This window comes from Microbacterium deferens, from assembly GCF_045517775.1.
GTDB lineage: Bacteria > Actinomycetota > Actinomycetes > Actinomycetales > Microbacteriaceae > Microbacterium.
The window spans coordinates 319,105-342,371 of the sequence record NZ_JBEUWT010000002.1 but is presented as its reverse complement, the minus strand read 5'-3'; the positions used below and the strand labels follow the sequence as shown (position 1 = coordinate 342,371).

Here is a 23,267-nt window from a genome sequence, read left to right as displayed (position 1 = left end):
CTCCCGCCTCTCGGTGAGGCCCGGTTGCGGCAACTCGCGCCGAACCCGGCCCGGTCAGTCGCGGGGCGAGAGCAGGTAGGCGTTGATCGACGCCGTCAGCTCGCGGTCGAGCGCGAGGTCGACGCCGTCGACCGAGGTGATGGGGGCGGCGAGACGGATGCTGGAGACCAGCCACGCCGCATCCGCTTCGGCGAGCTCCGCGGGAAGCACGCGCCGGTACTGCGTCGCGTAGCCCTCGGCTTCGAGGTAGGCGAACAGGCTGAGCTGCGTCGTGCCGTGCAGAATGCCGCCGCTGGGCTCGGGGGTGACGAACACGTCGCCGAAGCGCAGCACGATCGACGAGGTCGGCCCCTCGAGCACGTAGCCGTCGGACGACACGAACACCGCGTCGTCAGCGCCGCGACGCTTCGCCTCGCGGATCGCGGCCATGTTCACCGCGTACGAGAGCGTCTTCGCCCCGAGCAGCAGCCACGGGGCATCGGCCGACGCGTTGACGCCGTAACCACGGTCGAGCTGCACCACGCGGATGCCCTCGGTGCGCGGCCGGGTGTTGTCGGCCGCGCGGGCGAGCGTCACCCACGCCGTCGGGGTCGGGCCGTGCTCCACGCCGCGGCTCAGGATGAGTTTGATGACGCTCTCGCCGGGATCGGCAGCATCCGCCACGGTCTTCACGGCCTGCCGCCACTGGGCCAGATGCGGCACGGGCAGGTCGCACAGCTCGGCGGAGTGCACGAGACGCTCGAGGTGCGCGTCGACCTCCTGCGGATGCCCGTCGACGACACCGATCGATTCGAAGATGCCGTCGCCGCGCTGCGTGCTCAGCTCCCCCACGCTCAGCGCGGGGGCCGTCGGGTCGATCACGGTGAACGTGTCGGCGAAGTCGGTGCGCGGGTCGTCGGATGCTGCGGGGTCGATCACGAGGGCGAAGCTCCAGGCCATTCCCCGAGCCTAGACCTCGGGGAATACCCCCGAGCCGACCTTGTTACACTGGTATGGCCGGGCCGCAGTAACCCCGGGCTCCAACTTTTGCCGCTCTGAGCGGCCATGCGCCGAGAGGCGTTTCTGCGGCCCGGCTTTTTCGTGCCCTCGGGCGGGGGTCAGTCGAGCGACTGACGACGCCAGAGCGTCGCGCACCCGGCAAGGTCGCCCGCGTACGTCGCCAGGCGCAGCGCGCGGGTCGTGAGCGTCGACGCGCGCTGTGGCTCGGTGGGCTCGTAGTCGTCGGCGAGGTGCGTGGCGCCGGCGGCCTGCACGCGGCAGAACGCCGCAGCGCGGTCGAGCGCGACGGCGAAGTCACCCTGGAACACCCCGCGCAGGATCGTGTCGATCAGAGCGACCAGCTCGTCGGGGCCGGCCGGCGTCGGGGCACCCGCGACCACGGGGTCGGGAGAGGCGATCTCGATGCGTCCGCGGTCGTAGAGCAGGGCGGCCGTCTGCGGATCGTCGTGGATCATCAGCTGCAGCAGATACAGGCGCCAGAGCGCCCCGGGGAGCGTTCGCGCGGGCGAACGCGACCACAGCTCGGCGATGTCGTCGATACCGTTGCGGTCGGTGAACGCGACCAGCCGCTCGACGACGTCGACGTCGGGGGCGTCCCGCACCCGCGAGATGAGCGCGTGCGCGGTGCTGTGGGCCACCCGCGACACCTGGGCCGGATCATCGCCAGCGAAGAGCCTGTCGAAGAGCTCCGCGGGCCGGCGCACCGGCTTGTGGTACTCCCTCGAATCGTCGCTCACCCATCAAGGCTACCCGCGACGGATCGGGGTCGGATGCTGCGCGGCATCCTCTCTGCGTGCCCCTCAGGCCGTGGCGATCGCCACGATCGGGTCGCTCGTCGGCACGCCCGTGGGCGATCCGCCGTCGGGCTCGATCGTCACCGCGATCGTGTCACCGGGCTGGTAGGCGCCGGCGAGCAGAGCGGTGGCGGTGCCGTCGGTCGGACCGAACGTTCCCGCCGGGATCGGAGCGCCCTCGCGCACGTACCAGAGCTCGAACGTCTGGTCGTCGGCGATAGCGGGCATCCCGTCGGAGACCAGCACGACCTCGCCGCGCTCGGCCGACCAGTGGGCGGTGGCTTCTCCGCCGCCGGTGAGAGTGACGGAGGCCGACTGCGCATCGGGGGCGCCCTGGATCTGCTCGAGAGCGACCACGGCGGCCGGGCGCGTCAACTGCTGCCCGATCGTCACCGCGCCGAACCCGAGGGCGAGTACGGCCACGATCGAGGCGGCCAGGGTGAACCACCGGCGTCGCATCCCTCCCGTGGCGGCGCGAGCGGGCGCGGTCACCGGAGCGGGGCCCGCTGCGGCGAAGTCCTCCTCGTCGGGCTCGGGAGCAGCATCCGATATCTGCGGAGTCACCAGGATGCGCGCCATCAGCTCTTCGCGGATCGACGCCGGCGGTGAGACCGGCTCGACGGTGTCGGCGAGCATCAAGACGGTTTCTGCCTCGGTACGCACGTGCTTCTCCCATTCGGGGTGCTCGGCGAGTGCGGCTTCGAAGTCCCGTCGGTCGGCGGCCGACAGGGCGCTCAGCGCAAAGCCTGTCGCGAGTTCCGCGAACGTGCTCTCGTTCATGTCGTCACCCCCATCAGGGTCCTCAGGCGGGACAAGCCGTCCCGCATTCGTGTCTTAATCGTGCCCAACGGCGACCCCAGGAGCGCGGCGATCTCGCTCTGGCTGTACCCCCCGTAATAGGCGAGGGTGATCGCTTCACGCTGCGCTTCTGGAAGCGCAGCAACGGCTTCAGCGACCCGTCGTCCTTCAATTCTCATCTCGACGCTCTCCGCGACATCGTCGCGGGGCGCCTCGAGATCTCGGAAGCCCACACGCACATCACGATCGGCACTCGCCTGCGACGATCGCACGCGATCAACCGCTCGACGGTGTGCCATTGTGAGCACCCACGATCTTCCCTGACCTCTGTTCGGAGCGAACTTCGAAGCGGATTGCCAGATCTCGAGGAACACCTCCTGCAGCACTTCTTCGCTCTGAGAGCGGTCGACGAGCACGCGGAGGACGAGACCGAACACCCGCGACGACATCATGTCGTAGAGGCGGGCGAAGGCCGTGTCATCGCCCGCGGCCACCCGCTGGAGGAGTTCGCCCACGTGATCGACGTGATCGCCCCCCTCTTCGGGAACTTCCACACCGTCGATGACCATACGTACAAGCATGCCCCACTCCCCGGCGGGAGACGACGCGCGAGACCCTGGGCGTTTCGACAAAATCATGCATCTCTTATGCGAAGACGCTCATTGGTCGCTTCGGGAAAGAAATTCCGCAGAAGGTCAATCCGTTTCGGCACCCGTCCCGAACAGCCTGTACACCGCCTCCACGGTGTGCCAGACCCCCGCACCGGGGTTTGTCCTGCAGCAGCCCGATCCCCGGGCTCCAAAATTCGGAGGAATCATGCTCAGCACCAAGAAGATCACCGGTGGCCTCGCCCTTGTCGTGGCATCCGTTTTCGCCCTCAGCGCCTGTTCCGGCGGCTCCACGGGTGGAGCCAACACCAGCGAAGAGTCGGCATCGTCGGCTCCCTCGATGAGCTCGTCGCCGTCGGCTAGCGAGTCCATGATGGACCCGGCCGCCAACCTCGTCGGCTCCGGCTGCGCCGACTACGCCGCCGCCGTTCCCAGCGGTGCTGGTTCGGTCGAGGGAATGTCGCAGGACCCGGTTGCGGTCGCCGCATCCAACAACCCCATCCTGACCACGCTCACCGCAGCGGTCAGCGGCCAGCTCAACCCCGACGTCGACCTGGTCGACACGCTCAACGGCGACGAGTTCACCGTCTTCGCGCCGGTCGACGACGCCTTCGCGAAGATCGACCCCGCGACCATCGAGGCTCTGAAGACCGACAGCGCCACGCTGACGTCGATCCTCACATACCACGTGATCCCCGGCCAGATGACGCCCGACGAGATCGAGGGCACCTTCGCGACCGTCAACGGCGCTGACCTGACCATCACCGGCAGCGGCGACAACATCATGGTCGGCGACCAGGCTGCCGTCATCTGCGGTGGCGTTCAGACCGCCAACGCGACCGTGTACCTCATCGACACGGTGCTGATGCCCCCGGCTGCGTAAGCAGACCGGAACCGGCCTTCGGGTCGGACATGAACGGCGGCCGTCGGAACCCAGGCGAGGGGAACCGGCGGCCGCTTCTGTGTGCGCCCGGCGCGTGCGGCCCTGCCGCTCTGCGCCGGGCGCTTCGTCGTATGCGAGCCGCGCTGCCCGTGCGGGGTTCGCGCTGCCGTGGACGTGCGGTCGACCGGGGGACCGCTTCGGCACCGCAGGGCGGCGCGATCGGATGCTGCGACGAGTGCCGGTAGGCTGGGAGGTCAGGGGCCTCTAGCTCAGTCGGTAGAGCATCGGACTTTTAATCCGCGGGTCGTGGGTTCGAGCCCCACGGGGCCCACCGCATTTTGACACCCTCGATCCCTACTCCCGGCTGGGATCGCAGCGGTTCACGCCTCGCCGAAATGGCGGCGCGACAACAATTTGACAACGCCCGTCCAAGTTTCTCCGCCAGCTTCAGCGTGCACTTCGATGTCTGCGACGCCGTTCTGTCTCTCAAGCTGCCGGCGTATCGGCGCCGTTGATCCGTCGGTCGCCTACGCCCCGCGACCGACGCCCTGCTGGACCTCGGAGCGGACCGTCCCCGAAAACCATGGTTTGCGGGACGCGGGCGGAGGTCGCTCGGGAGTTGTGCCGATAACGCGGTCCGTATCGGAACATCGTTTCGGGAGAAATGGTTTCGAGGTGTCATTCTGGGGCAGTAGGTCGTCTCGCCCCGTATTTCGCGTCGAGACTGTTAGAGCCCGGGAGTTCTCACTTCGGGGCTGTTCATGCCGTCGAAGGTGGGGAGAAGATACTGCTCGGCATCCTCGCGACTCATCGTGCGTAGGGATCCCAACAAGGCAGCTATGTCTTGGGGGCTGGCCGGTTCTGATCCTCCGACACGTTCAGCGTCGTATCCTCCGTATGCCTTGATCCACGTTGTGGTGCCCGAGTCGAAAACGAAGATCGCACTCCCGTCGGATCGCTCCCACCTGTTGCCTGAGTTGACACACCAGGTCGGGAGTTGCCCGTACCCCTGGTCCCATTCGAGCCCGGGGCCGACGATGAAGTTGCAGGGTGCGAGTGGGTCTGGTTCAGGCGAGTCCCACTGCGTAATTATCTGAGCGACGGCGCCGGCTTCGCTCCGCACCCAGGTTCCAGCATCCGAGCCGGTGGCTCTGACTTCGACATTCGACCAGCCAGGTAAGTCGGACACAAGCGGGAACCGTCCCGAGTCGAGCCACTGTGCTCGGGCCGCGTCGAGATCCTCGGCTGCCGCTTTCTCTTGCTCGACCGCGACGGTTTCTGCAGGGGTAGGAGTAAGGGCGAGGAGCGTGACCAATCCGACAGCGGACAGGGCGCCAGCGATACGAAGAGGCCACGGGCCGAGGAACAATCCCACAAAAAGCGAAGCCATCCCGCACACTGCGAGGTGCAGCAGCACGTCTTCCTGAAGTGCCAGGGGGCGGAGAATACCGTTGAGGAAGCCGAAAGCGCCGGCCCAGGTGAGGAGGGCAGCCGCGGCGATAGCGCCGAAGATGGTCGACTCTCCCGTGAGGACCTTGCTGAGCGCTACAACCACGCCCACCAGCAGTACGAACCCGGCGACTACGGCGCCGATAATCAGGGCGATCGAACCCGAAAAAAGCCCGGCGACCGTGGCGTAGGAGACACCGTAGTCCACCAGCAGCATTACCAGATTGGTGCCCGCGATGACCGCGAGCGGCCGCCAGCGGGTCGAGCGTGCGGACGTACGATCGCCACCGACAGTAGTCTCCGTCGCGCCAACGCGTTCCATGGAGGTCAGTGTGCCCTACTGCCCATTGCCTGCGCAGCATGCAGGGGCGCTCGCGATCGGGCCGACCGCGTGCGCTACCCCGGTCCGGATGCTCCGTACATTCCCCCGTCAGGGAGGGGTGGGCAGGTGCGGTGTCGGTTTGTGCCGCGACTTCGGCCCGGATCGCAACGTCCCCCTGATTCTTCGCGAGTGTGTAGACGATTCCTTCCTGCGCATCGGGGGCAGGGATGTATCCGACGATCGCTGAATCGACCGGTCCCCATTCCTCGGTCACAGGACCGTAGTTCGCCGTCATCAGGTCGGCCGTGGGATTCTCGATCAGCCAATTAGCCGCTTCGATCACAGTCGTATCGGGGAATGCCCCAATACCCTTTCAGCTCCTCGTAGGGGCCGCACGGCCACCCGGTGTACGAGTTGAGGCCGCCGGACGGGGTGTTGCTGCGAACGGCTCCGGATGGAAGGTTGGCCGCGTCGAGCCACGCCTGGGCCTGACCGAGCGCCGCGGCATCTCCCGCGGCGGCCGCGGAAGCGTCGCTGGACTGGACTGAAGCAGGCACTTCCTCGTCTCCGGCGCCCGGGGCGGCGTTCACTCCCCAGACAAGTTCCAGAACTTGGTGACAGTGTGCGAGAGACAGGCTTCGCGGCTGAAGGTTTCTCATCCGGTAAGGGACGAAAAATCGAAGTTCCGAGTGCTTACCCAAAACAGGCTCCGTCGCCGGAGCTGTCTTCACCGTCGCGTGTGAACATCAGCGTCCGGCCCGGTGTGAAGTTATCGGGGTCGAGCATCGGATCGACGGGGATGCACACACTCACCTGCCCCTCATGATCTCGCCAGAGGAATCCCACCGCCTCCTTTTGAGAGCACACGGCGCCCGCGACGCTGAGGGAGACGGCCGGTAAGGACGCGGACTCATCACCCGGATTCACTGACCACTCACCCATCACTTTGGCTCCCGCATCAAGATCATCCACATATCGCGCGCTACCCTCGCGGCAGTTCAGGTTCACCGGCCACGACGAGCCCGTCCAACTCCCGTCCGATTTCAGCTCTAGCCCGACGTTCGGACCGTTGACGGAGTTCCAAACCCCGGCAAGATCAGATGATTCGGTGCCATATGCGTACTGTCCGGAGCGGCTAACGTCGTCACCGACGGCACAGCCAGCCGCCAAGGTTGTCGTGACGAGGACTGCTGCGATGGCAAACCGCCGACCCATCACCGCGAGTAGGTTTCGGTACACACGAAAGTCTGACCGACCTCCGAGAATGGACCGGTTTCGGCCCGATTGGAGTTGAGCATCTCCACGATGGCCGCTTCCATCCCCGGTATCGGGAGTCCGGAGCCGAGAGTCGTCGAGTTCTTGGCTGTGTAGACGACAGTCGCATTGTCACTGTTTGCCACGCGCTTCACCTCCGGATCGAGCCTGTACGAACCAATGATTGCCTACGAGCGCTTGGCATCAGTGACCGATCCCCAGGTGGGGAGAGTAGTTGCGTCTTGTCGAAGGACGTCGTTGCCCAGGTGGAGCTCCGTGTCGAACCCATCACCCACTGACCATGACCCGATCAGATCGTTCTCACTGACACCTGCAGCAGGGGTGCCTCTCCTTGAATCCAATCCGGGCGTAGGCGCGCCGCTTGCGAGTTGACAGCAGGCAATCCAGGGTGTAGTGGCCATCAATATCTCCCAAGATGTATCCGACAATCCACGCAACCTGATCCGCAAGAGGACCCGGGTCGACATCTACATCGGCCGACTGGAAACAAGATCTCCACACGGAGGTGTCGAAGAACTCACCACTACCAGGCGGCGAAAGCTCGACGAACCACTGGCCCCGATCTGCAAGTACCTGGATGGAACCCTTAGCCGGGTGCGAGATCAGCAGCTGATTTTTCGGGGAGTCGAATGATTGCGCCGTCAAGTTCTGCCCTCGACGAGCGAGCCAATCGGCAAGCTCTTGAATCGGAGAGGTGCTTTCGTTAAATCCATCATTCCTGAGCTCCTGAACAACATATTTCCCGTCGAGTTGGGCGCGAAAGCCTCTTCTAAGAAATAACTCACTTCGCGCGGCAGGCGCATCGGATGGCTGGGACACGGATCGCTAACGCACCTTAGAACATGTGCGCCCACGCTTCCGCTGCAGTCTTGGCGTTGCGCCGAAGAACATCCACCGGCAGCCCCCCTTCAACTCCTACGAGGTCCTGCTCGATTCCTCGCAAAGCGTGCTGCACAACGTCGGCTGAGAGACGTTGGCGCTCCAGAGGTTTGCCATCGGACGCGCGCGAGTAACCGGAGTGTTGAGCAGCGAGGTCGGCAACCTCGTAAGCCTGGCGTGCCGCCCACACCGCCTCCTGCGCACTGTCGGAGAGAGACGTGCGGACCGCATACGCCGTAGCCGCCGCTGCGTTCTGGGTATACCCGACCAACAACGTCCAACCGTCGTCGTCCTCGTCGGGAACCAGTCCTCCCGCGATCTGCTCATCCCCGCGCAGGTCACGGCCGCTTCCGCGAGTCCACTCCCATACCCGATCCAAGATGGGTAGGAGCTCGGCAACCGCTCCCGCAGGACCGTTGGCGATCTTGACGAGAAGCTGCAGCAACCGCTCGGCACAACACGCAGCGAACGCCGTCTTTTGACTCGCGTCTAGCCGCTCGAGGCGTCGGCGGATCGCTTCCTCGTCATAGCTGATGATCGAAACCGTCATGATGTCGTCAACCTGAGGTCGCTACCGAACGATATTGGGTTAGCTCCATGTAAAGCGATCCGCTTCACCGGCGATCGGCTCCGCAACCTCTAAGGAGTTGGCGCGATTGCCAAGCGAGTACGCAAACAGGCAGAAGATTGCCACTCCCTCTCGGTGCTCAAGTGTCACCCTAATCGCATCCTTGCGGAACCACTCAATTGATCACGCCACGATTTCATTTCAGTCGGCAGCCTTGTCAGAGGTCGAAATCTTCTTCTGGAGCGCAGCTAAAGCTGCGCGCGCGTCGCCACGAACCCACGCCCGCTTATCGCTGAGCATTCTTTCGAAGGTTTCTTTAGCCTTGGGTTCGCCGAGCTTGCGCAATGCTCTGACGGCATGACCGCTAGTCACGTCGTCATTGGAAAGACGAACCAGAAGTGACGTAGTTTCAACACGCCTAGATTTGGCCATCCCGAGAACAATCATTTCCCGCGCCTTACCGTAGCGCTCATCAAGGGCGAGAGAGGAAAGCTCGTCGAAAAATTGGTCCGACCACAACACCGCTAAAGCGTTACCAACCACCCAGCGAAGAGATGGGGGCGTGGCGCTGATGTCGCTTTGAAAAAAATGAATCAGCGGGCCGATTGCAAGCGGGCTCGCCCAAGGGACGCTTAGTGCTCGAACTATATCTTCAAGAACGCGAGGATCGCGGGAACGACTCAACTCTTCAACGAGTAACGGGATAGCGGCACGATACCGAACCCCCGAGCTCCTTAAGGCAGAAATAGATTCGGCTTCATATCCGGAGTCTCGCAGCGCACTCAGAATGCGACTCTCATCAAGCTCGTCTGCCACTGCCCCAGCCTAGCAGTATCGTGTATGATTTTTCCGCTGTTACCCAATTCGCGGAGCGACTCCGAGAGCCCGGTCATGCTCCTTGGGTGTACGACAAGAGATCTCTGTGTTTCGCTGGCACTTGCAAAATACTGAGTTGATTGGTATTTCTGAGGTATTTGATACTTCTTCCCTCACCAAGACATGAGCTGTGGGTTTCCCAGGAATGCGATAGGTCGCAGTTCCAGAAGGTGATGGATTGTGCATCGTACTTTTCACAATCCCTGCCGCTTCCATGAATTCATTTAGTCCGAGATTCGGTCGCCCGCATCACCGTTTATGAATCCTCTTCAGCTGCAGTTCTCAGGACCCGAATCACATCGTGATGCTGACGCCCCTCGCCGGCTCGACAGCGCAGGGTTCGCCCGGGATAAACTGCGCCAGTACGACTAGTTGTAGTTGAAGCAACGGTTCGAATCAGGAGTGGCCTCTGGTTCCCCGAGATAGAGAATGAACCAGTTCTCAGCCGTCGCTAGGTCCACATGCACGCCGAGCAACTTGCATGTATACAGCACGCCGTCCTCGCTGCGAAAGCCGCTGTTGATCTCAGGGTAGAAGCAGTCGGAGTCCTCGGGATAAAGGGTGATGTTGTTCTGCGCCCCAAGTCGCCCTCGTCCCAGGTGCCAGAGAAGTTGATCATCTCGGAGTTCCGCAAGTCGCCCGCCGTTGCGGGCGGATCTTCTGTACACCCAGCGCCCATCGGCCAGGCTGTCGCCACAAATGTGCCGTCCTGCAAGAGCTCAAGCGTCGTAGGCAGTTCGCTTCCAGCACGCCAAGTTCCGTAGGCGTCCTCCGCGGTGAGGCTGAAGTCGGAGTTGGCACACGCCGATAGCGTGGTCGCGAGCGCAGCGCTCGCTATTGCAGCGATGACGCGTCGGCCGATCATTGCGGGGGAGACCACGTCATGCGTCCCATCTGGCATCCCACGGTGCTCACGACGGCAGTACCGCGCTGTGTGGGCGTCCGCTCGCCGTCAAGGACCGGCTCGCGGTGATGGAGCAGCCTCCACTTGACGAAAGACATAGGCCGCTGCGGTTCACCTAGGCTCAACCATGCTGAAGTCCCGAGGACTCTCCGAGACCAGAAGCATCGCCAGTCTTCGGCGAACAAGGATCTGACGAAAAGAGTTCATTCCATCCCCGAACCATTCGGGACTGGCCGCAATATCCACGTCCTCCAGCCCGGGGATGTCCTGCAACGCCGGCAGCTGCTCGAATGCGAGCGGCATCCATCTCCAGGTTCCGCAATCGGCGCACAGGGCGCCATCGACACCATGGCAGCGCACCGCGGCCCGCCGTAGGTCGTCGGGATCAAACCACATCTGCCCCACCGACGGGGCAACAATCTGCGACGCGTTTCTCAGCTGGGCTCCGCGCCACTCGACTTGTCGCGTCTCCAGATCGAATTGAGATCCCGCGATTTCCGCCAGCGAACCCTCCATACATATGGCGTCAAACCGCCAGTTCGGAACCCATGCGCCCTCCGGCGCCATCCCACGCGGCCGGAGCACTATCGGGCCGTTCTGCGTCACCAACGGCAGTCCGCAGGAACGACACCAGCCATGTTCGCCAAACATGGGACTGAGGCCCCACGATTCCTCGGGCCACGGCCAACCCCTGTTCCGCCGTAGGGACAACCAGACGTGGTCCGTCATTTCAACCCCAATGCGTCAAGCACCTCAGGATAGCCGAAGCACAACCGTCTGGCTGCGCGAATCATAAAGTCATTCGAACCACCATTACACCGAAGGGTTCAACTTGGCGGCCAGATTTTCGAACGCAACGTAGTCGACGTCGAGATATCCTTCGCTATCCAAGAAGAGGAGGCCTTTTCACCATGCGGCAGACAGTCCCGGGGCATCAAACCCAATCGCACCGAGAAGCATTTCCACTTCGCCGCCGGGTGCTTCGCCGGAGAGCTGAATGATATCTCTGCCAATTGCTCACCCGGCCCGCAAGACAGTCGGCAAGTTCTCGTATCGCGTGGGGAGCACTGGTTAGATCCATCATCGCTCAGCGAAACGAACGTCCGCGGACGCGCAGCCAGGCCCTCTGCACACGTCGCACCGCTCGCCGGAACGGGGTGTCGTCCCGAGGAGGAAGGGGCACTCCCCGCCGCAGGAGGGCGCCTCGCTGCTTCGTGACCTGTTCCGCCCGCTCGGTTCGCTCGATGACGGCGGTGTCGCGAAGGACGAGCTTTGTCCGTTCCTCCGAGGGCATCCCGCCCTGGAGCTGCTGGCCACGTAACGTCTCCGCGTTGAACTCCGCGCCGAGGAGAAGGGCGAGGTTGATGAGGAACAACCAGAGAAGAAAGATCACCGTTCCCGCGAGGGTTCCGAATGTTCGGTCGTACGACGCGAAGTTCGAGACGTAGAACGCAAAGCCCGCCGAGGCGAGCGCGAACACGACGATCGCCGACAACGCCCCGAGGACGACCCACGCAAAGGGGGGTTGTCGAACGTTCGACGTGCCCTTGAAAAGAACCGAGACCATCGCGACGACCGCCAGGAACAGCACGGGCCACCGCACCACGTTCCACGCGTCGAGGGCGACCTCTCCGATGGAGAGTGCCTCTCCCACTGCCCGCGCGACGGGACCCGACAAGACGACGATCGCAGCAACGACCCCGACGAGCAGCAGCAGAAGCACCGTCAGAGCGACCTGCGCCGGTTTCCGCTTCCAATAGGGTCTCCCCTCGGCGACGCCGTAGATGCGGTTGAGCGCCCGACCGAATGCACCGACATAGATCGACGCCGACCAGATCGCGGTCGCCAGCGCAACGAAGAATGTCAGGCCGGCGAGATCCGATTCCGCAAACCCGGTGATCGGGTCGCGCAAAGTGTCGACCGCGCTTCCCGGAGCGACCTGCTCCAGAATCCCGAAGAGCCGGCGCACGACCGATTCACCGCCCCCGATGAGGCCGAGCGACGCAACCACGGCGAGGCCGGCGGGAAAGATCGACAGAACGGAGAAGAACGTCAGCCCCGCCGCCGTATCCGCGCACCCGTCCGCCGCGAACTCTCTGACGGTGCGTCGAACCACGTACCGCCAGGTCTCGCCTCGCAGCTGGAAAGGATGCTTCGGCATCGACGTACCCTTCGCGATCGATGCTCGAGACATGCACGCCACGCTAACCCGCCACGGCGGGAAACTCGCCGCGCGGGCGCCGGATGCCGCGAACCGCAGCGCCGGGGTGACAATGGGGGCATGTCGCGCGGTTCCGGTCACCGCGCCCGCGCGGTGCGAGATGGCGCTCGAACAACCGAGCGGCTCCGGGGCGTTCCTGTCGTGAGGCTCGGGAGCGGCTTCATCCGCCGCTCCCCTGCCCAAGCATCCGTCGTCGCGTTCTTGAGCGCAGCCGCGTTGTTCTCCGCGCTGCTGGCTCTGCCGCTCGCGTCGGCCGACGGACGCCCCACCTTCCTGCCGGATGCTGTCTTCACCGCGGTCTCCGCGATCACCGTCACCGGTCTCACCACTGTCGACACGGCGACGCACTGGTCGCCGTTCGGCTTGATCGTCATCCTCGTCGCCATCGAGATCGGCGGTCTCGGCATCGTCACGCTCGCTCTTCTGCTGGCGCGGGCGGTGACCCGCCAACTCGGCCTCGGCGGCAAGCTGTTCGCGCAGCAGAACATCGGGTCGCCCGAGCTCGGCGACGTGGGGGCGCTGCTGCGCATCGTGATCCTCACCACCTTGTCGATCCAGGCGGTGCTCTTCGTGGCGCTCGCGCCGCCGTTCATTGTCGCCGACGGTGTGGGCGCAGGACTCTGGCACGCGTTGTTCTATGCCGTGTCCGCGTTCAACAACGCCGGCTTCTCCGTCCATGAAGGAGGACTCTCGGAGTTCAGCTCGAACCTGTGGGTGCTCGTGCCGCTCGCTGTCGGCGTCTTCGTCGGCAGCTTCGGATTCCCCGTGTTCCTCAATCTCCTCAAGGAGAAGTGGCGGCCGAAGCACTGGAACCTCCACACCAAGATCACGCTGATCACCACATCGGCTCTCCTCGTTCTCGGTGCGGTCGCCTGGTCGGTTCTGGAGTGGGACAACCACGCCTCGACGGGCGACCTCTCCCCCGCCGAGAAGATGTTCCGCGGGCTGTTCGCCTCCACGATGATGCGATCCGGAGGGTTCTCGCTCACCAACCCGAACGACTCCACGCCCACGACGCTCCTCATCACCGACGCGTTCATGTTCGTCGGCGGCGGGTCTGCGTCGACCGCGGGTGGCATCAAGGTCACGACCCTGGCCGTTCTCATCCTCGCCATCGTGGCGGAGTCCCGCGGCCTCCCCGATGTCACCGCGGCGAGACGAACCATCCCCAACGGGCTCCTCCGGGTCGCGATCAGCGTGACGTTCCTCGGTGCATCGCTCGTTCTGGCGGCCACGATCCTCCTCCGCGCCACGACGGATGCGCCCCTGGACCGCATCCTGTTCGAAGTGATCTCGGCCTTCGCGACCTGCGGGCTCTCGGTCGGCCTGTCGGCCGAGCTCGATCCGTTCGGAAAATACGTTCTCTCGGCCCTCATGCTGGCCGGTCGTATCGGCCCCATCGGACTCGCCGCAGCCCTCGCGGTCACGCAACGCAAGACCCTCTTCACGTTTCCGACCGAGCGTCCGATCGTGGGCTGACGCTCGCCCATCACCCTCTTTACTACCCGCCGGATTCGCCAGAACCGGAGGCGTGGACGACACTCGACGCACTCCCTCCTGCGAAAGGCGGCACCGCCGTGTGGTTCGACTCCTGGTCAGATCTTCTCCGCATCCTGCTCGTCGGCACTGCGGCCTACGTCACTCTCATCGTTCTGCTGCGCCTCTCCGGCAAGCGCACGCTCTCACAGCTGAACATGTTCGATTTCGTCGTCACCGTCGCGCTCGGGTCGACCCTGGCCACCGCGCTGCTCAGCAGCGACGTGTCGTGGGCGGAGGGAGCGGTGGCCTTCGCGCTGATCTCGGCGCTGCAGTTCGCCATCGCGTGGACGTCTGCGCATTGGCCCGCCACGCGTCGCGCTGTCACTGCCTCACCCGCGTTGCTGATGGTGAACGGTGTCATGCTCGATGAAGAACTGCGCCGTAGCAGACTCACCGCTTCCGAGGTCCGCCAGGCCATCCGCAGCTCGGGGTTCGGGGGAACCGATCGTGTGGCAGCCGTGGTGCTGGAGCCGAACGGAACCTTCAGCGTGATCGGCGCAGACAAGGTGGGCGACGGCTCCGCGCTGTCCGACGTCACCTCGGCGCACGGTGAACGCCCGCGGGGAAACTAATCCCGCCGAAGTCCGACCGACTCCCAGGCCCCGCGGGCAGCGCTGCGAAGCTCCCGGAAGTCCGCCCGGGACATCGCTGCCTTCGCGCGACCGCGCGCGTCGTCGGCGGCGCGGGAGAACACCGCCGATTGCGAGCGATCGATGGCTGCGAGCGCGGCGAGGCACTTCTGAATCCTCAGGTGCACCTCGAGGATCGATGCCCCGTCACGGGCGAGGGGACGGAACGCGTCGATGACCAGGGTTTCGAGTTCGGGAGGGGTCAGCCAGACCCGCTCGTACGAGACGTCACCGCTGGGGTCGGCGCGCAGCGCGAGCGCGAAGACACGGTGGAACGCGGCGATGATCTCGATCGCCGTGCCCGGGTCGTTCGTCGCCGGCGACAGCGCCCGGCTCCCGATCTCGGAAAGGGCGATGATGCCCAGCCGGGGGTCCTGCTCGTAGTCGCGGTGCGGTGCGATCCGGAACGCGCCGCGGAGCGCCGACACCGCGTCGTCATCCAGCCGTCCTGAAACGTAGAGGAGCGGATGGAGGGCGTCGGCCGAACGGCCGGGGCTCGACGCGACGTACACCTGCGCGTCGTGTTTGGCGGCCGTGCGGTTGAGCGCGGCCACGTCGATGTGTACGACGTAGCCGACGTCCTCAGCCCACACCGGCCGGGCGGATGCGGGGACCCGCTCGAGACGCTGAGCCCCGAGCGTCGGCGACGCGGCGTAGGCAGACATCGAGTCGGATGCTGCCTTCTCGACGCGATCGATCACATCGGCCATGCGCCCGAAGTCGGCGAGGTGAGCGATCCATCGCAGCAGGGTGACGACGACGATCGCGATGACGATGAGCGTCCCGAGGAAGAGGATGGTGCGGCCTTGGTCGGTGTAGTACCCCGTCGATAGGGCGATGATGCCCACCATCGAGAAGACGAACGCACCCACGAAGGTCGACAACGAGTTCTGCGAGGTGGGATCTGCCACGAGCAGCTGCGTTGCTCGGGGCGTCGCGGTCGTCGTCGCGGACGAATACGCGGTGACCATCGCCGTGACCGAGAACGTCGTGGCCGTCAGCATCGCCGTCGCGATGATCTGCAGAAGCGAATCGACCGAGTTCTGTCCGAGCTCGATGACGACACGGAACGGCACGGCGGCACCGATGAACCCCGCCGCCAGGGCGAAGGCCACGGCGATGAGCGCGAACAGCGCGGCACGCACCCATACCTTCTTACCCAGCCGAAGCAGGAAGGATCTCACCGAGCCGTGCGTACCGGAAGCCATCGAATCACTGTACGGGTGAGCGGCGGCCAGCGATCACGCGTCGAGCTGGGAAGACCGCGACGGACTCTGGTACACGTCGGGGGTTCCGTCGCCATCCTCGTCCACGGTCTCGGCGAGAGCGATGCGCCGGTACTGGCGATTGCGGGCAACCAACACGCACGAGGCGAGGATCGAGGCGAGCAACGATGCGATCATGATCGCGATCTTCGCGTCGTCGCCGTGGAGGCTCTCGGCACCGAAGCTGAGCTCCGCGATGAGCAACGACACCGTGAACCCGATACCGGCGAGAAGACCCACCCCGATGAGGTCGATCCACTTCAGTGCCGGGTCCAGCCGCACGCGTGTCACCCACGTCAGCAGGCGCACCGAGAGCACGATGCCGATCGGCTTACCCAGCACGAGACCGACGACGATGCCGATGGTGACCGGGTCGGTCGCCGCGCGGATGATCCCGTCCATCCCTCCGACGGCGACTCCCGCGGCGAAGAACGCGAAGACGGGAACGGCGAAGCCCGCCGACAGCGGCCGGAAGCGGTGCTCGAACTCCTCGGCGAGGCCCGCGGTCGCGGACGGCTCGGATCTGCCGGGCCGCACCGGGATGGTGAAGGCCAGCGCGACGCCGGCGATGGTGGCGTGGATGCCGGATGCGTGCAGGAACGCCCACGCGACGAAGCCGAGCGGCAGGAGGATGAGCCACGCGGCGAACGCCTTCTCGCGGAACAGGGTGCGGTACCGCTGCGCCAGGAAGCCGTAGACGGCGATCACCGCGACGGAGATGACGAGGGGCAGGATGGCGATCTCGGCCGTGTAGAACACGGCGATGATGAGGATCGCGATCAGATCGTCGACGACGGCGAGCGTCAGGAGGAACACCCGCAAGGGGGTGGGCAGGTGGGATCCGACGAGCGCGAGGACGGCGACCGCGAAGGCGATGTCGGTGGCCGTGGGGATGGCCCAGCCGGTGCGCAGCGACGGCTCGCTCCAGACGATGGCGGTGTAGATCAGGGCCGGAACGGCCACGCCGCCGACGGCTGCCGTGATCGGCACGATGGCCGTACTGAATTTGCGCAGGTCTCCCGCGACGACCTCGCGTTTGAGTTCCAGACCGACGAGGAAGAAGAACACCGCCAGCAGCCCGTCGGCCGCCCACGTTCCGAGCGTGAGGTCGAGATGCCACGGCTCGTAGCCGATGCGGAAATCGCGCAGCCCGAAGTACGCCTCGGACGCGGGTGAGTTGGCCCACACGATCGCGATGGCAGCCGCCACGACGAGCAGGATTCCACCGACGGCCTCCTTGCGGAGAAGGCCGGTGATGCGGGTGGCTTCAGAGCGCCCCGGCCAGCGGGGAAATCGAGAAGTGGACGCAGACGTATCGGGCATAGGAGAGAAACCTCGCTGGGGTCGATGAGAAGAATGTCGACCAGACTTCCCGACGCGCCTCCCCCATTCTACCGTCCGCGGGCCACCTACCGAGCCGCGTCCGCCTCGGCGACCCCGGGCGGCGGCGCTGGGCTACGTCGAGATCGGCGCGCCGCGCATACGGATGGTGAACGGGGAGCGTACGGACTGCGATTCCGCGAGATCGGCCGCTGACCGACCGATACCTTCGCGCTCGGGGAAGTCGCCTCTTCCTCACGGGGGAAGAGAGTTCACGATGTTCGGTGGAATGCGGCGCGCCCGTCTGTTCTCGGCGGCGGCACTCATCGCCGTCACCGGGGTGATCGCCGGTCTCGCACCGGCCGCACAGGCGGCGGACTGGGCGCACATCTCGGGGTCTGGATCGACCTGGGCGCAGAACACCCTCGATCGGGCACGACGCGACATCATGGGCGCCGCCGGAATGTCCGTCGACTACCGCGGACTCGGCTCCACCGCGGGCCGCGCAGACTTCGTCAACGGCACCGTCGACTTCGCCGTCAGCGAGCTGCCCTTCCAGACGTCTCCCGAGTACGGCGGCCCTCCGGAGCGTCCGAGAGGTGGGTACACCTACATCCCCGCCGCGGCCGGCGGTACGGCCCTCGCCTACAACCTGCGCGTCGACGGCCGGAGGTTCACCGACCTCCGCCTCTCCGGACGCACGATCGCCGGGATCTTCTCGGGCACTATCGCCCGATGGAACGACCCCGCAATCCTGGCCGATAACCCCCGCGTCAACCTGCCCGACAGCGCGATCACCCCCATCGTCCGCGCCGACAGCTCCGGCTCCAGCGCGTCGTTCACGCACTGGCTTTCCAGCGAAGTCGGCGACGTCTGGACCGCCGGCACCAGCTCGATCTTCCCCGTGCCGAGCAACGGCGTGGCGCAGTTGGGCTCGCTCGGCGCATCCGGCTACGTGGCCCAGAACTACGGCGAGGGTGCGATCACCTACGTCGAGAAGTCCTACGCCATGCGCGCCGGACTTCCGACCGCGAAGATCCTCAACGCCGCGGGATACTACGTCGCGCCGACGGCGGCGAACGTCTCGGTCGCGCTTCTCGGAGCCGAGATCGGTGCCGACCAGACGCAGATCCTCGACGCCGTCTACGACAACCCCGATCCGCGGACATACCCGCTCTCGTCGTACGCCTACCTCATCGCTCCCACCGAGACTGGCGGGATCTTCACGTCAGACAAGGGCCGCTCGCTCGCCGAATTCGCTCGCCACCTCCTGTGCGAGAACCAGCAACTAGCCGACTCGCTCGGCAACGCCCCCCTCCCGGTCAACCTCGTCCGAGCGGGTCTCACGCAGGCGGCGCGGGTGCCAGGGGCGGATGCTGCGAACCTCGACATCGACGGATGCCGCAATCCCACGTTCCGCTCCGGCGAGACCAGCACGTCCGACAACACGCTGACACAGACTGCACCGTATCCGCCCGCGTGCGACCGCCTCGGCGCGGACTGCGTCACGACCGACGGTTCGCTCTGGCTCGAAGCATCCGTGCTCCCGGCGACAGACGGCAAACTGTCGCTCAGCGTTCCCACTGGCGCAACGGTGGTCTTCGACGAGCCCGCCATCGTCGACGGGCGCTCCGTCACGACCGGGTCGCTCCCCCGCTTCTCGGTCGTTGACGAGCGTCACGTGTCGCGTCCGGGTTACACCGTCCACAGCTCGGTCACCGACTTCATCTCGGGATCGCAGAACATCCCGGCCTCGGCTCTCACGGTGACCCCCGCAGTCGACGCGGGCAGCACCGCATCGGGGGTCGCGGCAGCGCCCGCCTTCACAGGCTCGTCAACGGGCGCCCTCTTCGCCGACGCGGCACCCGGGGGCGGAATCGGCACGGCCGTCCTCACGGGCGGCTTCCGACTGACCGCTCCGCTCGACGCGGAGCCCGGCACCTATCGCGCCAGGATGACCCTCACGATCGTCTCGCGCTGACCCAGTGAAAAGATGGGGCGTGCCTCACGTCACCGCCCTCTACCGCTACCCCGTCAAGGGCTTCACTCCCGAGCCTCGCCGCGAGCTCACTGTTCAGGCCGACGGACGCATCATGGGCGACCGCGTGCTCGCGTTCCGCTTCACCGGTGACGTCGAGCCGCGCGAGCAGGACGGCCTCGACTACTGGCCGAAGAGCCAGGGCCTCGCGCTCATGGACTTCCCGTCGCTCGCACGACTGCGACTGCGACTCGACGATGAGACGTTGCGGATCAGCATCCATGACGGAGACACCGAGCTCGTCGAAGCCGGGCTCGATGACGCCGGCCGCGCCGAGCTCGAGCGGGCCGTATTGGCATTCGTCGCCGCCTCCAGTGACGCACGTCGCCTTCCCGCCGACGGCGTGCGCCTGGTCGGCGATGGGCGCACCTCGCGATTCCAGGACCGCCCCCGCGGTTATGTGTCGCTGCACGGCTCGGCATCGGTCGCCGCGGTCGACGTCGCCGTCGACGCCCCCGTCGACGATCGACGCTTCCGTTCGAACGTCGTGGTCACCGGCGCCGCCCCCTGGGACGAACTGGCGTGGACCGGCCGCGTACGTATCGGCGCGATCGAGTTCGAGGTGCAGCGACCGATCGGACGATGCGCCGCGATCATGGCGAACCCCGACACGGGCGTTCGCGACGCTCGCCTGCTGCGTGTGCTCACGACCGAGTTCGATCAGAACGAGGCCACGCTCGGCATCCTGCTCCTCCCCGTCGACGGCGGCGGCACCGTACGCGTCGGCGACGAGATCGCTCCGGTCTAGCCCCTTCCCGGTGCGCCGGAGCGTGCCTAGGCTCGCGGTATGTTCCCGCTCATCCCGTTCCTCTTCCTCGGCGGCCTCGTGACCGCGGGTGTCATGTGGCGTCGACGACGAGACCGTGACGCCGCCGAGGCGCCACGCGACGATCTGCTGCGCGCAGGAGCCGAGCCCGATCAGTCCCCCGAGGCGGCATCGCGCCGCGCCGAGGGCAAAGCCGCGTGGATGCGGCCGAGCGGCTTCTGACCCGTCAGCTGCGCGAGTCGACGACCCGCGCGCCGGCCGCGGCGATCTCGGTCAGAGCCGCCGCGCTCGAGTCGGGGTGAACCCCGGCGACGAGGTCGGTGAACACGCGCACACCGCGACCGGCTGAGAGCGCGTCGAGCGCCGACGCGCGAACGCAGTAGTCGGTGGCGAGTCCGACCACGTCGATGTCGCGGATGCTGTGGTCGTCGAGCAGCTGCGCGGCCGTCGTGCCGTCATCTCCGACGCCCTCGAAGAGCGAGTAGGCAGGCTTCCCCTGCCCCTTCTTCAGATGGTGCGTCACGGCCGAGGTGTCGAAGCCCTCGTCGTACTCGGCCCCGAAGGTGCCGCCGACGCAGTGCACCGGCCAGGTGTCGACGAAGTCGGGCTGCCCCTGGGCGAAGTGTCCGCCGTTGTCGTTATCGCCGTCGTGCCAGTCGCGCGAGGCGACCACGAGCGCATACTCTCCGGCATGCTCGTCGAGAAACGCCGAGATGCGCTGCGCGACGGCGTCACCGCCCGCGACGCCGAGCGCTCCGTGCTCGGTGAAGTCGTTCTGGACGTCGACGATGAAGAGGGCCCGAGTCATCCTCCGAGCGTACGACGCCCCGGCGTCGCCTGGCACGTACTCAGGCTGATCGCGGGGCTGCCCCCTCCGCGCCCGGCGTGTCGCGGGGTCGACCACCATCGATCCTGAATTCGGTCGGATGAGGGGCGAGCGGGGGCGCGGGGATTGGTGCGGGGGCGGGGTGTGCGGGGCGGATCGGAGGCGGGGGCGCCGCATCCGGCCTGCCTCGACCGTCAGCCCGCCGCGAAGAGGGAGACGATCGAGATCACGAGCCCCGCAACACCCAGACCGATGAGCCCGAGAGCCAGGAGCACGAACGCGCGTACCGACGGGGACCGTCGGTGCAGCCGCATCCGGTCGAGCGATCCGACGCGCACGAAGACGTCGGCGGCATCGGCGCTGCCGATCGCCTCGTCGTCGGCTGGTGTCAGCGTGGCCTCGCCCACCCCACCGTCTTCGTCGAACCACCGTGCGACCCGGCGGTCGCCCAGATCGTCGATCATCGCGCGGACGGGAACCCAGGTGCCGTCGGCGATGTACAGCACGAACGCGACACCGGCGAACAGAGCGCCGGCACCGAAACCGATCCACGTGAAGATCTCGACGATCGCATCGACGGCCGACATGATCCTCCCCGGGATACGGGAAACGGGCCGCCGGAGCGGCCCGTTCTTCCAGAGCCACCTAAGGGAATCGAACCCTTGACCTATTCATTACGAGTGAATCGCTCTGCCGTCTGAGCTAAGGTGGCGCGCGTCGCTCGCGCGATGCACGATCACTGATATTACCTGCTCACGGGCGATGCGCGAACCACGACCCTCACTCGCAGCGGATGTCGGCGTCGGGAACCACTCCGTCGACGAGATACGCGACCACCGCGTCATCGACACAGGTGTTGCCCTTGTTGTAGCCGGTGTGCCCCTCGCCGACGCGGGTCACCAGCACGCCCGACGTCAGCTGCTCGGCCAGCGAGACCGCCCACTGGTAGGGGGTGGCGGGGTCGCTGGTGGTGCCGATCACGAGAATGGGCGCCGCCCCGTCGGCCGAGACGGGGCCTCGCGTGCCAGTGGGCGGGTAGGGCCATTGCTCGCAGACGTCGGGGCCGCTGAAGTACTCGGCGGCGAGCGGTGCCACCCGCTCGAGCTCGGCCTGAGCCGCCTGCGTCTGCGCCTCGCCTACCGCGGGGTAGTCCATGCAGTTGTAGGCCGGGAACGCCTCTTCGGAGTTGCCGACGTAGTCGCCGCCCTGGCGCGCGTTGTAGGCGTCGGCCAGCGTGAACGCCGGCGCCGGATCTGCGTTCTGCACTCCGGAGAGCGTGACGCGCAGGTACGGCCAGCTCGCGGGTGAGTAGAGCGCGTTCAGCAGGGCGAGCATCAGCGTGTCGGCGCCGAGCTCGCGCCCGTCGGCGGCGACGATCGGGCGAGCGTCGACAGACGCGAAGAGGGCGTCGAGATCGGCCGACGCTTCGGCGAGAGTGCCGCGGAACGGGCAATCGTCGAACGAGAGGCATGCCGTGAGAAAAGCATCGAGCGACCTCTGGAACCCCTCCATCTGACCGACGCCGACCTCGGTGCCCGGGATGGAGGGGTCGAGCGCGCCGTCGAGCACCATGCGCCCGACCCGGTCGGGGTGCAGCTCGGCGTACGCGGCACCCAGGGCCGTGCCCCAGGAGTAACCGAGGTAGTCGAGCGTCGTCTCGCCCATGACGGCGCGAAGCACGTCGAGATCGCGCGCGGCGTTCTCGGTCGAGACGAACGGCAGGAGTCCGTCGCTGTTCGCATCGCACGCCGCTGCGAACGCGGCGTCGCGCGCCTCGATCTCGGCCGTCCATTCATCGCTGCCGCGCGGGGCGTCGGGGATGTCGTACAGGTACTGGTCGAGATCGGCCGTGTCGTAGCAATCGATCGCCGTCGAGGCCCCCACGCCCCGCGGGTCGAAGCCGATCACGTCGTAGTTCTCGCGGAGCGGAGAGCCGGCTACGACGTCGAGGGCCTGCTTCAGGGTGTCGACCCCGCTGACCCCCGGCCCGCCCGGATTCGTGAACAGCGAGCCGATCGGCGCACCGCTGTCGGCCCGGTGTCGGATGACGGCGATCTCGATCTCACCGGATGCGGGAGCACTCCAGTCGCGCGGCACGCGCACGTTCGCGCAGTCGAACTGCTGCTCGGCCGCGCAGGACTCCCACGCGACGTCCTGATCGTAGAAGGGAAGCAGATCGGCCGAGACACCCGAGACGTCGGGGGTCACCGACGGCGGCGGAGCCCAGGAATCCGACGTGAACACCGAGCACCCGCTCGCGACGAGGACGACCGTGGTCAGAACTGCGACGGCCACAGCGATCCGGCTC

At 66.1% G+C, this 23,267-nt stretch carries 22 protein-coding genes and 2 tRNA genes; 7 read left to right on the top strand and 17 right to left on the bottom strand.

The genetic code is table 11. The features are described from left to right. Positions 1-54 precede the first annotated feature (54 nt). The 4 genes from ABTU82_RS11845 to sigK all read right to left on the bottom strand — a co-directional run bounded on the left by ABTU82_RS11845 (position 55) and on the right by sigK (position 3,172). Entirely contained in the window at positions 55-939 is an 885-nt protein-coding gene (locus tag ABTU82_RS11845) for an aminodeoxychorismate lyase (protein WP_407173612.1), read from the bottom strand. Between the two features lie 158 nt (positions 940-1,097). Continuing rightward, entirely contained in the window at positions 1,098-1,736 is a 639-nt protein-coding gene (locus ABTU82_RS11840; RefSeq protein WP_407173611.1) for a DNA-directed RNA polymerase subunit beta, read from the bottom strand. A 63-nt stretch (positions 1,737-1,799) separates the two neighbouring features. After that, the gene (locus tag ABTU82_RS11835; protein ID WP_407173610.1) at positions 1,800-2,573 is read right to left on the bottom strand and encodes an anti-sigma factor; all 774 of its coding nucleotides are present in this window, start codon (positions 2,571-2,573) and stop codon (positions 1,800-1,802) included. Further along, positions 2,570-3,172 carry an ECF RNA polymerase sigma factor SigK gene (gene sigK / locus ABTU82_RS11830; protein WP_205781247.1) on the bottom strand — a complete coding sequence of 201 codons (603 nt, stop codon included), beginning with the start codon at positions 3,170-3,172 and terminating at the stop codon, positions 2,570-2,572. Before sigK ends, ABTU82_RS11835 begins: the two co-directional genes overlap by 4 nt. Before the next feature lie 235 nt (positions 3,173-3,407). On the opposite strand from sigK, the gene ABTU82_RS11825 reads away from it, so the two are divergent. Both ABTU82_RS11825 and ABTU82_RS11820 read left to right on the top strand, forming a co-directional pair. Further along, entirely contained in the window at positions 3,408-4,082 is a 675-nt protein-coding gene (locus tag ABTU82_RS11825) for a fasciclin domain-containing protein (protein ID WP_407173609.1), read from the top strand. A gap of 258 nt (positions 4,083-4,340) precedes the next feature. Then, a tRNA-Lys gene (locus tag ABTU82_RS11820) sits at positions 4,341-4,413 on the top strand. 396 nt (positions 4,414-4,809) lie between these two features. Here ABTU82_RS11820 and ABTU82_RS11815 read toward each other — a convergent pair. From ABTU82_RS11815 to ABTU82_RS11785, 7 genes are all read right to left on the bottom strand, one after another. After that, positions 4,810-5,853 carry a hypothetical protein gene (locus tag ABTU82_RS11815; protein ID WP_133241732.1) on the bottom strand — a complete coding sequence of 348 codons (1,044 nt, stop codon included), beginning with the start codon at positions 5,851-5,853 and terminating at the stop codon, positions 4,810-4,812. A 693-nt stretch (positions 5,854-6,546) separates the two neighbouring features. After that, positions 6,547-6,825, bottom strand: a complete 279-nt coding sequence (locus tag ABTU82_RS11810) for a hypothetical protein (RefSeq protein ID WP_133241734.1) — start codon at positions 6,823-6,825, stop codon at positions 6,547-6,549. A 603-nt stretch (positions 6,826-7,428) separates the two neighbouring features. Further along, positions 7,429-7,947 (bottom strand): hypothetical protein, encoded by a 519-nt coding sequence (locus tag ABTU82_RS11805; RefSeq protein ID WP_407173608.1) that lies wholly within the window; start codon positions 7,945-7,947, stop codon positions 7,429-7,431. Between the two features lie 16 nt (positions 7,948-7,963). Further along, a complete protein-coding gene (locus ABTU82_RS11800) occupies positions 7,964-8,557 on the bottom strand; it encodes a YjaG family protein (protein WP_407173607.1) in 594 nt (197 codons plus the stop codon). A gap of 219 nt (positions 8,558-8,776) precedes the next feature. Further along, positions 8,777-9,391, bottom strand: a complete 615-nt coding sequence (locus ABTU82_RS11795) for a HEAT repeat domain-containing protein (protein WP_407173606.1) — start codon at positions 9,389-9,391, stop codon at positions 8,777-8,779. Positions 9,392-10,466: 1,075 nt separating this feature from the next. Next, positions 10,467-10,871: a hypothetical protein gene (locus ABTU82_RS11790; protein ID WP_407173605.1), complete on the bottom strand. Its 405-nt coding sequence runs from the start codon at positions 10,869-10,871 to the stop codon at positions 10,467-10,469. A gap of 571 nt (positions 10,872-11,442) precedes the next feature. Then, positions 11,443-12,516: a YihY/virulence factor BrkB family protein gene (locus tag ABTU82_RS11785; protein ID WP_407173604.1), complete on the bottom strand. Its 1,074-nt coding sequence runs from the start codon at positions 12,514-12,516 to the stop codon at positions 11,443-11,445. A gap of 120 nt (positions 12,517-12,636) precedes the next feature. On the opposite strand from ABTU82_RS11785, the gene ABTU82_RS11780 reads away from it, so the two are divergent. Together ABTU82_RS11780 and ABTU82_RS11775 are read left to right on the top strand one after the other, a co-directional pair. After that, complete coding sequence (locus ABTU82_RS11780) at positions 12,637-14,055, top strand: TrkH family potassium uptake protein (protein WP_407173603.1); 1,419 nt, start codon at positions 12,637-12,639, stop codon at positions 14,053-14,055. Positions 14,056-14,153: 98 nt separating this feature from the next. After that, positions 14,154-14,687, top strand: a complete 534-nt coding sequence (locus tag ABTU82_RS11775; RefSeq protein WP_407173602.1) for a DUF421 domain-containing protein — start codon at positions 14,154-14,156, stop codon at positions 14,685-14,687. Here the strand turns inward: ABTU82_RS11775 and ABTU82_RS11770 are convergent. Next, positions 14,684-15,952, bottom strand: coding sequence for a DUF2254 domain-containing protein (locus tag ABTU82_RS11770; RefSeq protein ID WP_407173601.1), 1,269 nt, complete (start codon positions 15,950-15,952; stop codon positions 14,684-14,686). The genes ABTU82_RS11775 and ABTU82_RS11770 overlap by 4 nt on opposite strands. A 33-nt stretch (positions 15,953-15,985) precedes the next feature. Further along, complete coding sequence (gene nhaA / locus ABTU82_RS11765) at positions 15,986-17,332, bottom strand: Na+/H+ antiporter NhaA (protein WP_407173600.1); 1,347 nt, start codon at positions 17,330-17,332, stop codon at positions 15,986-15,988. 274 nt (positions 17,333-17,606) lie between these two features. On the opposite strand from nhaA, the gene ABTU82_RS11760 reads away from it, so the two are divergent. Genes ABTU82_RS11760 through ABTU82_RS11750 form a run of 3 tightly spaced genes read left to right on the top strand, consistent with a single transcriptional unit; the run spans position 17,607 to position 20,355 of the window. After that, positions 17,607-19,310 (top strand): phosphate ABC transporter substrate-binding protein PstS, encoded by a 1,704-nt coding sequence (locus ABTU82_RS11760; RefSeq protein ID WP_407173599.1) that lies wholly within the window; start codon positions 17,607-17,609, stop codon positions 19,308-19,310. A 19-nt stretch (positions 19,311-19,329) separates the two neighbouring features. After that, the gene (locus ABTU82_RS11755; RefSeq protein ID WP_407173598.1) at positions 19,330-20,115 is read left to right on the top strand and encodes an MOSC domain-containing protein; all 786 of its coding nucleotides are present in this window, start codon (positions 19,330-19,332) and stop codon (positions 20,113-20,115) included. 39 nt (positions 20,116-20,154) lie between these two features. Beyond that, positions 20,155-20,355 carry a hypothetical protein gene (locus tag ABTU82_RS11750; protein WP_407173597.1) on the top strand — a complete coding sequence of 67 codons (201 nt, stop codon included), beginning with the start codon at positions 20,155-20,157 and terminating at the stop codon, positions 20,353-20,355. 4 nt (positions 20,356-20,359) lie between these two features. On the opposite strand, the gene ABTU82_RS11745 is transcribed toward ABTU82_RS11750, so the two are convergent. The 4 genes from ABTU82_RS11745 to ABTU82_RS11730 form a co-directional block, all read right to left on the bottom strand. Continuing rightward, a complete protein-coding gene (locus ABTU82_RS11745; RefSeq protein WP_407173596.1) occupies positions 20,360-20,941 on the bottom strand; it encodes an isochorismatase family protein in 582 nt (193 codons plus the stop codon). Between the two features lie 212 nt (positions 20,942-21,153). Continuing rightward, the gene (locus ABTU82_RS11740; protein WP_407173595.1) at positions 21,154-21,546 is read right to left on the bottom strand and encodes a hypothetical protein; all 393 of its coding nucleotides are present in this window, start codon (positions 21,544-21,546) and stop codon (positions 21,154-21,156) included. A gap of 52 nt (positions 21,547-21,598) precedes the next feature. Continuing rightward, a tRNA-Thr gene (locus ABTU82_RS11735) sits at positions 21,599-21,671 on the bottom strand. Between the two features lie 68 nt (positions 21,672-21,739). Beyond that, complete coding sequence (locus tag ABTU82_RS11730; protein WP_407173594.1) at positions 21,740-23,254, bottom strand: alpha/beta hydrolase; 1,515 nt, start codon at positions 23,252-23,254, stop codon at positions 21,740-21,742. Positions 23,255-23,267: the final 13 nt, after the last annotated feature.

Bases quoted from the DNA above. Each gene is read 5' to 3' on its own strand.
- ABTU82_RS11845 (WP_407173612.1), bottom strand. From the start codon at position 939: ATGGCCTGGAGCTTCGCCCTCGTGATCGACCCCGCAGCATCCGACGAC.
- ABTU82_RS11740 (WP_407173595.1), bottom strand. From the start codon at position 21,546: ATGTCGGCCGTCGATGCGATCGTCGAGATCTTCACGTGGATCGGTTTC.
- sigK (WP_205781247.1), bottom strand. From the start codon at position 3,172: ATGCTTGTACGTATGGTCATCGACGGTGTGGAAGTTCCCGAAGAGGGG.
- ABTU82_RS11790 (WP_407173605.1), bottom strand. From the start codon at position 10,871: ATGGAGGGTTCGCTGGCGGAAATCGCGGGATCTCAATTCGATCTGGAG.
- ABTU82_RS11785 (WP_407173604.1), bottom strand. From the start codon at position 12,516: ATGCCGAAGCATCCTTTCCAGCTGCGAGGCGAGACCTGGCGGTACGTG.
- ABTU82_RS11760 (WP_407173599.1), top strand. From the start codon at position 17,607: ATGTTCGGTGGAATGCGGCGCGCCCGTCTGTTCTCGGCGGCGGCACTC.
- ABTU82_RS11780 (WP_407173603.1), top strand. From the start codon at position 12,637: ATGTCGCGCGGTTCCGGTCACCGCGCCCGCGCGGTGCGAGATGGCGCT.
- nhaA (WP_407173600.1), bottom strand. From the start codon at position 17,332: ATGCCCGATACGTCTGCGTCCACTTCTCGATTTCCCCGCTGGCCGGGG.
- ABTU82_RS11815 (WP_133241732.1), bottom strand. From the start codon at position 5,853: ATGGAACGCGTTGGCGCGACGGAGACTACTGTCGGTGGCGATCGTACG.
- ABTU82_RS11825 (WP_407173609.1), top strand. From the start codon at position 3,408: ATGCTCAGCACCAAGAAGATCACCGGTGGCCTCGCCCTTGTCGTGGCA.
- ABTU82_RS11800 (WP_407173607.1), bottom strand. From the start codon at position 8,557: ATGACGGTTTCGATCATCAGCTATGACGAGGAAGCGATCCGCCGACGC.
- ABTU82_RS11770 (WP_407173601.1), bottom strand. From the start codon at position 15,952: ATGGCTTCCGGTACGCACGGCTCGGTGAGATCCTTCCTGCTTCGGCTG.
- ABTU82_RS11750 (WP_407173597.1), top strand. From the start codon at position 20,155: ATGTTCCCGCTCATCCCGTTCCTCTTCCTCGGCGGCCTCGTGACCGCG.
- ABTU82_RS11745 (WP_407173596.1), bottom strand. From the start codon at position 20,941: ATGACTCGGGCCCTCTTCATCGTCGACGTCCAGAACGACTTCACCGAG.
- ABTU82_RS11835 (WP_407173610.1), bottom strand. From the start codon at position 2,573: ATGAACGAGAGCACGTTCGCGGAACTCGCGACAGGCTTTGCGCTGAGC.